This window comes from Bacteroidales bacterium (assembly GCA_016707785.1).
Taxonomy (GTDB): Bacteria; Bacteroidota; Bacteroidia; order Bacteroidales; family UBA4417; genus UBA4417.
Genome location: JADJGZ010000024.1, coordinates 40,708 through 52,796, shown reverse-complemented (window position 1 = coordinate 52,796; position 12,089 = coordinate 40,708). Strand labels below are relative to the sequence as shown.

Sequence of the window (12,089 nt, the reverse complement as noted above, 5' to 3'; positions counted from 1 at the left end):
ATTTTCCAGACCTGCCAAACTAGTCAGGAATAAGTTCAATCTTCAAGATGAACATCTCCCGGAATGGCAGTAAGATTGTCTAATCCAACGTTAGGTTGGCAATGAAATAGTTGCTCAATATGGAGACCTCCGATTGAGCTCAAATTGTCCAGTCCTTCCAGGTTGGTGAGGTAACTTTGTCTTATACTACCACACTCTCCTATAGACGCCAGGTTATCCAGTCCAATCAAATTGGGTAATAAAGACACCCATAGATAGATAAACTAACCTCCAATGGATCCACATTATTTAATCCGTTCAAATTGATTAACCCGTATCCATTGATTGCAAGATTTCTCATAGGATGTAACCACACTCAGTGCCATTCAGATTTGTAATATCACTTCCCGCTATTATCACATTTCCTGCGAGTTGTGTACAACCTGGATAAAGAGTCTGAAAATTATCAATATCACTCTGGGAGTAAAAGCAGTAGTCGCCATAAAATAGACAGGAAAATGCTATCCCACAGTCATCAGCCACTTCAGGTGATTATTGCAACCACTTGAATTGCTTGCTATAATAATTGTTCCGTTTGGATTAGCTAAGTAATTGCATACGCTTTCTATATTGCAGGTTGTTAATGAATCGTTATAGGTTAATTCTAAATGGTAGATTGAACCGGCATCAATATTATCAAGTCCCGACAGGCTTGACAGTATACTGTTTCCACTAATCTTAATTTCACCACCAGTGCTGGTAAGATTATTTAGCGCGGACAAACTGGTAAGTGAATAGTTTTCACTGATAGAAAGACCTCCTTGAATGGAAGTCAAATTATCAATTCCGGTAAGACATGTAAGTGAATTGTTATTTCTGATATCCAGGGCTCCCCCTATCGAAGTTAATCCTTCAAGCCCTGATAAAATGGTTAGTTCCGGATTTCCATCGTACCAATAAGGCCCTATTATAAAATTACCTCCAATAAAAGTTAGGTTATCCAAACCGATCATATTACTCAGGTATGTTTGTCCAATATGAAAATTTCCGACAATGGATGTCAAAGGAAATAACCCGTTCAGATTAACGATACTGTTCCCTTCGATATAAACACTGCCCTCTATTTGTGTGCATCCCGGATAATTGACCTGGAAACTATCAATCTGGGTTTGTGTGCTAAATGCAATGCCTTCGGGCAGGCAGCCCTGCCTGACCTGCGCTGATGCTGAGTCAGGCAGGCAGGCCAGGGAGAATACAGTTGCATGGCTGATGGTAAGTAATGCGAATAATAACATAAGTTTTTTCATAACCTGGGTTTTCCCTCACCCTTTGGTCCCCTCTTCTGGAGGAAAAGGGGAATGAAAAATAACATTACTGCATTTTTACAATTTTCTTTGTAAGCAATTGATCCTCAACCTTAAACCTGCAATAGTAAATTCCTGCCGGCAGGTTCCCGGCATTCCATTCTACCTGGTGTTCCCTTTGCATTGGTATTCATTTACCAATACCCTGAGCTGTTGCCCCAGGTGATTATGGATGGTTGCAGTAATGCTGGAATTATTCTTTATTTCATATTCAATCACTATGCGTTCCCTGAATGGGTTTGGATGAACGGTCAATGTAGATGTCGCCGGAGGGGCTTCTTCCCGGCCCACATGCCCTCCGCCGTTGGGAGTCATCAGGATGAGGCCATCTTCACCTACCGCATAGCCGGTATTGAGATTATTGAAAAATACAGATTGTAAGCTGCGATCCGGATAAGTCGACTGAACGGTCCAGCTTGCTCCTCCATCATCCGTTTTATAAATAATTCCAGACGTGGTATAAAAGCGACCTACAGCATATCCGGTTTCAGGTTCCGGAAAGCAGATCGATTTGAGCAACCCTGGACTTGCCATGGATGTGCTTGTCCATGATGAACCTCCATCAGTGGTTTTCAGGATAATTCCATGGTAATGTCCATTAATAAATTGATTACCTGTAGCATAACCGTTTTCAGCATCGATAAAAAAAACCGAGTTTAATGAAGCATCGGATGGGGCACTCATTAGTTGAGACCAGGTAGATCCGGCGTCAGTTGTTTTAATTACCTTATTACCTCCAACTGCATATCCGTTAGAAGCATCTGGAAAGCAAACTGAATTAAAACCACCATTTGCACCGGTACAGGCAACCAGGTCTCACCGCCATCCATAGTCTTGCAGACACCATTACCGGCTATATAACCGGTAGTGTTGTCAGTAAAATAAACAGAATACAAATTATTCAATAATAACAATTCCGTTATATACCATGAAACGCCTCCATCGATTGTTTTATAAATCACTCCCTGCCCATATACTTCTTCTTCATCGTAACCAACAATATATCAATGCTATCGCAAGGGAAGTGAATAGATTTTAAGCAAAAAGGACTATTAAAAATCACTGTCCAATCATTGCCTCCATTGATAGTCTTCAGAATTGGGTTAGAATGATAAAACGGATCACAACCATAAACATATCCCAGGGCAAAACCAGTGGAGTCATCCGTAAAGAAAACGGAATTAAGGTCTCCATAGGTAATACTTGATATATTGTTCCATCCTAAACCTTCATCAAATGATCGACAGATGGCTCCATTTTCTATACCAACCGCATACTTAATCATTTATCCCGTTGGTGGACGGGATAAAACAAACCGAATATAGCGATGAAAATAAATTGTGCATCTCGGAGGGCTCAGCCCAGGTTGTTCCTGCATCCATTGTTTTCAAGATGATCGGTCTGATACAGTAGATAGCATCTAACCAACCAACAACGTACCCTGTAGAATTATCAGAGAACATAATTGAATTGAATCCTACATTATAATTGGTACTTATATTCACAACCGACCAGGTTGCGCCACGATCAATAGTTTTCAAGATAGCTTCGCCACCAGCCGCATAAACTGTACTGTCGTTTGAAAAGCAAACACTTTTAAAGATATAATCTGATCCGCTGAATGAACTGCTCCAGGTCAATCCACCATCAGTCGTTTTAAGAATAATCCCACTCCCGTTGCCAAATCCCGCGATATAGCCAGTATTTGAATCGGTGAAGCAGACAGAATTCAGGAGAGTTACCGATCCCACCCATAAAACATTCCAGTTTATACCACCATTGATAGTTTTGATGATAACACTTGAATCCCCTGAAGTGTAATCTCCCCAACGGCATAACCCACATTGGCATCCGTAAAATAAACAGAATTTAATTTAAATCCTGTACAAGCTGTTAATGGAAGCCATGATAAGCCCCCGTTGATAGTTTTCAGGATGGTACCGCCATCTCCTACGGCAAACCCGGTATTGGAATCAATAAAATAAACAGCATTTAACCCGAATGTAGTGCCACTTGTCAAAACAGACCAGTTATTTCCCCCGTCAGAGGATTTTATAATAGTTCCCCTGGTACCAACTGCATATCCTGTGTTGGCATCGGGAAAGACGACAGATCTCAGATGCCTATCAGTAGGATGAGGATTTTGCATTACCCATTGGGCGGATGCAGTGAAGCAGAATAATGAAAAAGCAAGGAAGAAAGTAAACTTTTTCATAGCTGTGCGTTTTAAGCCTCGCCCACTGGCCCCCTCTTCTCTTGTAGAGGGGGCCAGGGGGTAAGGTTATTGAATTTTAATAATTTTATTTGAAACTATGCGTTCACTTGCCTGCAAATGGAAATAGTAAATCCCTGCCGGAAGGTTCCCAGGCATTCCAGAATACCTGGTGAGTCCCTGGAGCCAGCTCTCCATCCGCAAGCGTTGCCACAACCTGCCCCAGGCCGTTGTGCACAACCAGGTTTACCTTTGATGGTTCTTGCAGGTAGAATTCAAATGTAAATTGGCTTGGGGATGGATTGGGATAAATAGTGCAAAAGCCTTTTTCAGGAGAGTTTTCCAACCCCACCTGGCATGCCGCTTCCACTTCTTCAGGGCTGTTGCAGCCTGCTGTATTGGCATATATTTCAACAACACCATTGGGCGCGGCTAAATAATCACAAATGCTTTGTACCTCACAGCCAGATAATAAATAATTATAAATAATGTACAGATTTGTTATTGACCCGGCATCTATATTATTTAGTCCCGTCAGGCTGGTCAAGGTCGGGTTTACATTGATCTCAAGGTCTCCCCCGATGGAAGTCAATCGCCAAACCCATCAGGCTGGTCAGAACATAGTTATAATAAATATAAAGGCCTCCCCCGATAGTAGTCAGGTTCTCCAATCCCGCCAGGCTGGTCAAGGCAAAATCTCCCTGGTATAATTCGCCAATTATTAAATTCCCCCCGATGGAAGTCAATCCCTCCAATCCAGTAAGACTGGTCAGGGCAATGTTATGATAAAGCCCGAAAGATCCGCTGATGTATGTCAGATTCTCCAATGCTGTCAGGCTGGTTAGTGCATAGTTGGATGAAATCTCAAGGCTTCCTCCGATAGAAGTCAATCCCTCCAATCCAGTAAGATTGTCCAGGTAAATGTTATGATAAAGCCAAAATGATCCCTCGGTGGATGCCAGATTCTCCAATCCTGACAGGCTGGTTAAGGAATAGTTTGATGAAATCTCAATGCTTCCCCCGATGGATGTTATATTATCGAGCCCACTCAAGTTGTTAAGTTCGTTAGCTTTACGAATAGATAGAATCCCTCCAATGGAAGTCACGTTCGTAAGTCCGGATAAGTTGGTAATATCATTCCCTTCAATCATCACATTCCCCTCCAATGCTGTGCAACCCGGGTAATTGTTGGTAAAATTGTCAATGTCTGCCTGGGTATGAAAATAATAGTCCCCATAAGGTAGGCAAGGCATGGTCATTCCGCAATTACTGGCGATTTCCGGTGGGCTATTGCATCCGGATGCATTACCAAAGATTTGAACAACACCATTGGGTGAGGATAAATAATCGCATATGCTTTGTATGCTACAATTAGTTAAAGAATCATTGTTATTGATATACAACCCGGCAATGGAGCCGGCAGCTATATTTTCAAGACCATTCATGCTTGACAAAACAACATTCCCTTCAATTCTAAGATCTCCCCCGATAGAGGTCAAAGCTTCCAAACCCGTTAAGCTGGCCAGGGAATTATTGCCATAAATAGTAAGGTTACCCCCAATGGAAGTCACATTATCCAAACCCGCCAGGCTGGTCAGTGAGCCATTATAAGCAATAGTAACGGAATCCCCGATTGAAGTCACATTATCCAATCCTGTCAGGCTCGTCAGGGCGTCATTGCCTGAGACTGCAAGATAACCCCCAATGGATGTCAAATCTTCCAGGCCTGTTAAACTGGTCAGGGCATCATTATTTCCAATATCGAGGTATTCCCCGATGGAAATCACATTAGCCAATCCTGTCAGGCTCATCAGGGCGCCATTGTCTGCAATAGCAAAATCACCCCCGATGGAGGTCAAATTTCCCAAACCCGTTATGCTGGACAGGGCATTGTTGCCATAAAGAGTAAGATTGCCCCCGATGGAAGTCAAATTTGCAAACCCGGCAATACTGCCCAGGGCTGAGTTGTTAGCGATAGTAAGCAAGCCCCCGATAGAGGTCAAACTTACCAACCCCGGAATACTGGCCAGGGCACTGTTGTAATCAATATTGAGATTACCCCCTATAGAAGTCAAATTTGCAAACCCAGCAATACTGATCAGGGAAATGTTATTGTTAATCCTAATTCCTCCTGGGATGGAAATTACATTGTCCAATCCTGTAAGACTGGTCAGGGAAGTGCTGCAAATACTAATTCCTCCTCCAATAGAAGTTACATTGTCTAATCCTGTAAGACTAGTCAGGGGAGTCCTGAAAATACTAATTCCTCCTCCAACTGAAGTTACATTGTCTAATCCTGTGAGACTGGAGAGGGAATCATTCCCACCTCCATATTCGTCCCCAATTATTAAATTTCCCCCGATGATAGTCACATTATCCATACCCGTCAGGCTGGTCAAGGCAGAATCGTATTCAAATCTAAGATCTCCCCCGATGGAAGTCACATTAGCCAATGCCGACAGGCTCGTCAGGGCATAATCGCCTTCAATATCAAGATTACCCCCGATGGAGGTCAAACTTTCCAAACCCGTTAAGCTGGACAAGGCATTGTTGCTATAAAGATTAAGATTGCCCCCGATGGAAGATACATTGTTCAGCCCGGTCAGACTGATCAGACCCCAGGCACCAGTGATAGTCAAGTTGCCAGGAATGGATGTTAACCCTTCCAGCCCGGTTAAACTGGTTAGATTAAACCATCCAACATCAACAAGATTACCTATTTCAAGGTTACCGCCGATGGTAGTCAGATTACTTAAATCTGACATATTTGTCAAAGCTGTACCAAATATGCTAAGATTCCCTCCTATCGAAGTAAGTGCATGCAATCCATTGAGATTAAAAATATTATTTCCGGTAATTATATTTCCCTGAATATAAACACTGCCGTCTATTTGAGTGCACCCCGGGTAATTGATCGGGAAACTGTCTATCTGGGCTTGATTGCTAAATGAAATGCCTTCGGGCAGGCAGGCCTGGGATAATACTGTTATGTGGCTGATAGCCACTGCTGCGAGAATGAGAATAAGTTTTTTCATAGCTATTGAATTATAATAATTTTGTTGGTGTAGGTTTGAGCGCATACCTGCAACCTGCAATTGTAAATCCCTGCCGGCAGATTTCTTGCATCCCAATCAACCCGCTGTTCTCCTTCCTTCTGAAAGGAACTTACTGGTTCTGCCACCAGTCGTCCACACCCATCGAAAACCTGAAGCTGAACCTGTGATGCTTCTTCCAGGTTGTAGAGCAAGGTTGTTGAACTCTTAAACGGATTAGGGTAAATCTTCAATCCGAAATCTTCAATCCGAAATCCGAAATTATCGATCCCTGTATAATCAGTATATTCATATGCGCCCATATCAATATAGCTTGAACCCCATGGTCTTGGCGCTCCCAGGATATCATATTGCGGGCAGGAATGTGTTTCGCCGCAAACACAGGTGAATGATGCAATGCCGGCCTCGATTACAGGACTCCAGGAAGGTACATTTAAAGAATCCAGGTCAATAAAAAGCGGGTCCGAATTAATATTCCCTCCACCATCGAGAAAGTGTCCACCAACTACCTGAGCTGGTATAAAAATAGAATTTGCTATTTCAAGAGAGTCTTCTGATACGTCAATATAAATTTCATCGCCCTGTACAGCTGTATCACCCCAAAACACTGAATTAATGATCAAAGTATGAACTGAATGATAATCAACATAATATGCTCCTCCACGGTTATTAGCTTTGTTCCCGAAGAAACTACAATTAATAAAGGTAATCAGATGTTCTGTGTTCCCTGTCAACCCATATGCTCCATACACAGCGCCACCAAAAGCGGTAGCATGATTCCCACTGAAGACATTGTTTTGCAATACAACTGGTGCACCATTTAACTCTGCGGCACCACCTCTTCTGGCTTTATTATTGAAGAAATAATTATTTTCGACCAAAACCATTGCCTGATTCGGATTGCCAGAAGGGGCTTCAATACTCAATGTCCCAATATCATTGCTGATATTTTGCCTGAATATGTTATTCCGGACAACAGAACCCTCCTTTGGTGCCCACAATAATACCGCAGCACCGCCTTCAGAACTTGTACCTGTGCTGACTTCATTATTTTCAACTATATTATGTGAAAAAATTCCTGTAACTGATGCCAAACACACACCAGAGGAATGGGCCTGATTAATTTGCGCTTTTGAAAGATTATTATTTATTATGTTATTCTCAACTATAGCGAAGAAAGTAAAAAGAGATGCTGGTGGCTCGCAGTATAATCCGCTACCATAGGAATATGAATCTGCATTGCCATTGAGTGTATTGTCAGAAATTGTATTCCTGATTATCCTTGAGTTATAAAACATGCTGATTCCTGCTCCGGTTGCTCCAACACTGTTCGATGTACATGAATTATGATCAATTATATTGTCGCTTACAACAACCCAACTGTTATATGCATTCCATTCGCAACCAATTCCTGCACCATCAGCAAAATTGGTAGCTACATGCAGTGTATTGTTCAGGTTGTTCTCCGTAATATGGTTATGAATGATCTTTGCGCCCGAGGATGATATAAATACACCTCCTCCTCCTCTGTATGTATTGGATTGAGCTGCATATACAGTACCTCTGCCATGCCGGATGGTGAAACCACAAAGCACCGACGTTGTATCTTCTCCTGAAACAAAATACACCAGGGAAGCACTGTCCAAATTAGTAAACGTGCTTTTATCAATGATGGTGTTGTCAATATGGCTCATATTGCCATCCATTAGAAACAGGCTGGAAACCATCAAAGGCTTTTTCCCTTTGAAGTTGATCTGTTCGTCATAGGTGCCTTCGGCAACAAGAATGGTATCACCTGGGCTGGCAGCGTTGATCCCTTGCTGGATCGTTGGATAATCGGCAGGTACATGGATGATCTGTGCCTGTAATGCGGTCATAACCAACAGACAGATTGCAAAAAGCAGATTCTTTTTCATATTCTGAATAGTTAGGATGAATACTAAAGTGCTGATATTTAGAAGAGCAACTCTTAAATTCTCTATTTGAAAGGATTTAAAATAGAGCCCAGAAGGAAAATTACCTGGAAGGAACGCTGTCGTTAGCGGAGGATACAAATACGCAGAAGGAACTTAATTATACTGATTAGGAATAGCTTTGCAAATAAAGAAGTTCTTCCTTTTGGTATAACTCATTCTAATCAGTTTTGCTATCGCAAACTTGCCAGGAACGAGTCTGGCCTTCATTCAAACAGAGTTTAGTTTGTGTTTGTATTTATACTAAAGATAATGCACTTTGAACTGATATGCAAGTTTTTTATATGTGTACTAATGATTAATGCAACATTACTATTGTACTTGTTGAAATAATGAAAAGAATTTGTTAGTTGAAATATGTTAACTGTCTGTTTCAATCTCCTGTCAGCCATGGCTGACACCCCCTTTTGAAAAAAGGGGGACTACAAGTCCGTCCCCCTTTGGAAAAGGGGGATTAAGGGGGATTTGAAGCGGACATTTCTCAGAATGATTTTGCTTTCTGACAGCATCTTTCTGCATGGGGGAAAAATCCCCCGTCAGCCAAGGCTGACACCCCCTTTTCAAAGGGGGACCACAATAACCGTCCTCCTTTGGGAAAAGGGGGACTGCAAGTACCGTCCCCCTTTGGAAAAGGGGGATTAAGGGGGATTAATATTTCCGCCGTTCTTGTAATTTAATCGCAGTATAGATACTTTTCACCACATCATCAGTCCTATAGACTGCCTCATACTCAGAAAAGCGAATCACTGTATAGCCAAGTTTCTCTAAGTAATCCTGTCTTTCCGCATCCTGCTTGCCTTTAGTTAAATGGCTGCTTCCATCAATTTCGATGATCAGGTATAATTTTCGACATAAAAAATCAACAATATAGTTATCAATGGAAAATTGCCTATTGAACTGATATCCTTCCATAGCTCTAGCTTTAAGAGCTTTTTTCCAAAGGATAGCCTCTCCCTTTGTACCATCTTTTCTTAGTTTCCTTGCTAAAGGTTTAAAATTCTTATTGTAATGAGATAATGATGACATAAAAATGCAGATAAATAGAAATTATTGATAAAGTAAATTATAATCTAAAGAATCAAATATACTGAATTTTAAGACAATGTAGATGAATTTTTACTGCTATGAAGATCTCTTTATTGGCTGACAATGAACCCATTGCCGTCACCATTTGGAAAAGGGGGATTTGATGGGGATACTTCTCAGAAGGATTTTGCTTCCTGATGGCATCTTTGGACACCCCCTTTTGAAAAAAGGGGGACTGCAATAAGCGTCCCCCTTTGGAAAAGGGTGATTCAGGGGGATTTCAATCAGAACAAAACATTGAGCAGGCTGTCGTCAACAATATTGGGAAGAGTTACCTTCAGTCCAGGTTCTTCCTGCATTGCCCTTTGAATAGCAAACATTGCCCCTTCATTACGAGCCCAGCTGCGGCGGGCAATACCATTATTCACATCCCAATGAAGCATATTCTTTAAACGACGGTCGGCATCGGCAGTACCATCAAGCAGCATTCCGAAACCTCCATTGATGACTTCACCCCATCCGACACCTCCGCCATTATGGATACTCACCCATGTGGCTCCCCTGAAACTATCGCCAATTACATTCTGAATGGCCATGTCGGCAGTAAACCTGGATCCGTCATAGATATTGGATGTTTCACGATAAGGCGAATCTGTACCTGATACATCGTGATGGTCGCGGCCCAGGACTACCGGAGCAGAAATCCTGCCTTCAAGAATGGCTTTATTGAAAGCTTCAGCAATACGGGTCCTTCCAAGGCAATCAGCATAAAGAATGCGCGCCTGTGACCCGACAACCAGTTTGTTTTGTTTGGCTTCCCTGATCCAGCGGATATTATCATGCATTTGCTGCATAATCTCTTTAGGAGAATCTTTGGCAAGCAATTCAAGTACTTCCATAGCAATCTGGTCAGTTTTGTCCAGGTCTTCCGACTTTCCTGAAGTACAAACCCAGCGGAAGGGTCCGAATCCATAATCGAAACACATTGGACCCATGATATCCTGAACATAGGAAGGATACCGGAAAGTGCCATCTGGACTCATAATATCAGCTCCTGCACGGGAAGATTCAAGAAGGAATGCATTTCCATAGTCGAAGAAGTACATACCTTTTGCAGTCAGTTTATTTATGGCAACTACTTGTCGGCGTAATGATTCCTGCACTTTCTCCCTGAATTTTTCAGGTTCGGCAGCCATCATTTGTTTGGATTCTTCAAAACTTAGGCCTGCAGGATAATAACCTCCTGCCCATGGATTATGAAGAGAGGTTTGATCTGAGCCCATTTCAACTTCAATATTATCCTTTGCAAGGCGTTCCCACAGGTCAACCACATTGCCCTGGTATGCCAGTGAAACAGCTTCTTTCCCTGTTTTTGCCTTCCTGATCCTGGTCATCAGTTCATCCAAATTTGAATAAACTTCATCCACCCATCCCTGGGAATGGCGGGTATACACAGCTTTGGGGTTGATCTCAGCAATCACTCCAATGGCTCCGGCAATTACAGCGGCTTTGGGCTGCGCACCTGACATGCCTCCAAGTCCGGAGGTAACAAATATCTTTCCTGCCAGGCCTTCATCTCCCTTTTGAATTTTGCGTCCGGCATTCAGCACAGTAATGGTTGTCCCATGAACAATCCCTTGCGGACCGATATACATATAGGAACCGGCAGTCATTTGTCCGTATTGAGAAACCCCTAAAGCATTGAAGCGTTCCCAATCGTCAGGTTTGGAATAATTGGGGATTACCATTCCATTTGTTACCACAACCCTGGGTGCATCTTTATGTGAAGGAAATAAACCAAGCGGATGGCCGGAATACATGACGAGTGTCTGCTCATCAGTCATTTCCGACAGGTACTTCATGGTAAGCAGATATTGTGCCCAATTCTGAAAAACAGCACCATTCCCGCCATAGGTGATCAATTCATGGGGATGCTGAGCAACAACCGGATCCAGGTTATTCTGAATCATCAGCATAATAGCTGCTGCTTGCTGGCATTTAGCGGGATACTCTTCGATTGGCCTGGCAAACATGGGATACGCCGGACGGAAGCGATACATGTATATACGGCCGTATTTATTAAGTTCTTCTGCAAATTCGGGAGCCAGCACCTCATGATGCTTCTTATCGAAATACCTCAAGGCATTGCGTAAGGCTAGTTTTTTTTCTTCTGCATTCAATATATCTTTCCTGACAGGAGCATGATTCACTTCCGGGTCAAAAAAGGGGGCTAAGGGAAGGCTGGATGGTATCCCCTGGAGAACGGCTTTCCTGAATTCGTCTTTGTTCATATTAAGTATGCAATTAACTCATTATCAATATTTCTGTCATAAATCTACTGACAAAATTAGTGAATCCCAATCATAGCATTGCCAGGAAATGGGTATTTCTTGAAAATATTAATGGTTTTTAGGATGAGATAGTGAAAGAGCAGTTAAAGACCCGTTAATTCTAATGGTATTGCATGTCGAAGTTCATAACA

12 protein-coding genes are annotated in these 12,089 nt (G+C 42.3%); all 12 read right to left on the bottom strand.

All coding sequences use genetic code 11. The features are described 5' to 3' along the window. Positions 1-35: 35 nt before the first annotated feature. Positions 36-248 carry a hypothetical protein gene (locus IPH84_13735; protein MBK7174261.1) on the bottom strand — a complete coding sequence of 71 codons (213 nt, stop codon included), beginning with the start codon at positions 246-248 and terminating at the stop codon, positions 36-38. 252 nt (positions 249-500) lie between these two features. Next, positions 501-1,286, bottom strand: coding sequence for a hypothetical protein (locus tag IPH84_13730; GenBank protein MBK7174260.1), 786 nt, complete (start codon positions 1,284-1,286; stop codon positions 501-503). A 159-nt stretch (positions 1,287-1,445) separates the two neighbouring features. Further along, complete coding sequence (locus IPH84_13725) at positions 1,446-2,156, bottom strand: hypothetical protein (GenBank protein MBK7174259.1); 711 nt, start codon at positions 2,154-2,156, stop codon at positions 1,446-1,448. Then, positions 2,066-2,305, bottom strand: a complete 240-nt coding sequence (locus IPH84_13720) for a hypothetical protein (protein ID MBK7174258.1) — start codon at positions 2,303-2,305, stop codon at positions 2,066-2,068. The genes IPH84_13725 and IPH84_13720 overlap by 91 nt, the downstream gene beginning before the upstream one ends. Continuing rightward, complete coding sequence (locus tag IPH84_13715; GenBank protein ID MBK7174257.1) at positions 2,302-2,628, bottom strand: hypothetical protein; 327 nt, start codon at positions 2,626-2,628, stop codon at positions 2,302-2,304. Before IPH84_13715 ends, IPH84_13720 begins: the two co-directional genes overlap by 4 nt. After that, positions 2,621-3,094 (bottom strand): hypothetical protein, encoded by a 474-nt coding sequence (locus tag IPH84_13710; protein MBK7174256.1) that lies wholly within the window; start codon positions 3,092-3,094, stop codon positions 2,621-2,623. Before IPH84_13710 ends, IPH84_13715 begins: the two co-directional genes overlap by 8 nt. Before the next feature lie 17 nt (positions 3,095-3,111). After that, the gene (locus IPH84_13705; protein MBK7174255.1) at positions 3,112-3,558 is read right to left on the bottom strand and encodes a hypothetical protein; all 447 of its coding nucleotides are present in this window, start codon (positions 3,556-3,558) and stop codon (positions 3,112-3,114) included. A 103-nt stretch (positions 3,559-3,661) separates the two neighbouring features. Continuing rightward, positions 3,662-4,147, bottom strand: a complete 486-nt coding sequence (locus IPH84_13700) for a hypothetical protein (protein ID MBK7174254.1) — start codon at positions 4,145-4,147, stop codon at positions 3,662-3,664. Next, the gene (locus IPH84_13695; protein ID MBK7174253.1) at positions 4,122-6,590 is read right to left on the bottom strand and encodes a leucine-rich repeat protein; all 2,469 of its coding nucleotides are present in this window, start codon (positions 6,588-6,590) and stop codon (positions 4,122-4,124) included. Before IPH84_13695 ends, IPH84_13700 begins: the two co-directional genes overlap by 26 nt. A 2-nt stretch (positions 6,591-6,592) precedes the next feature. After that, positions 6,593-8,524 (bottom strand): T9SS type A sorting domain-containing protein, encoded by a 1,932-nt coding sequence (locus IPH84_13690; protein MBK7174252.1) that lies wholly within the window; start codon positions 8,522-8,524, stop codon positions 6,593-6,595. A 705-nt stretch (positions 8,525-9,229) separates the two neighbouring features. Then, the gene (locus IPH84_13685) at positions 9,230-9,607 is read right to left on the bottom strand and encodes a DUF559 domain-containing protein (protein ID MBK7174251.1); all 378 of its coding nucleotides are present in this window, start codon (positions 9,605-9,607) and stop codon (positions 9,230-9,232) included. Between the two features lie 284 nt (positions 9,608-9,891). Next, entirely contained in the window at positions 9,892-11,898 is a 2,007-nt protein-coding gene (locus IPH84_13680) for a urocanate hydratase (GenBank protein MBK7174250.1), read from the bottom strand. Positions 11,899-12,089: the final 191 nt, after the last annotated feature.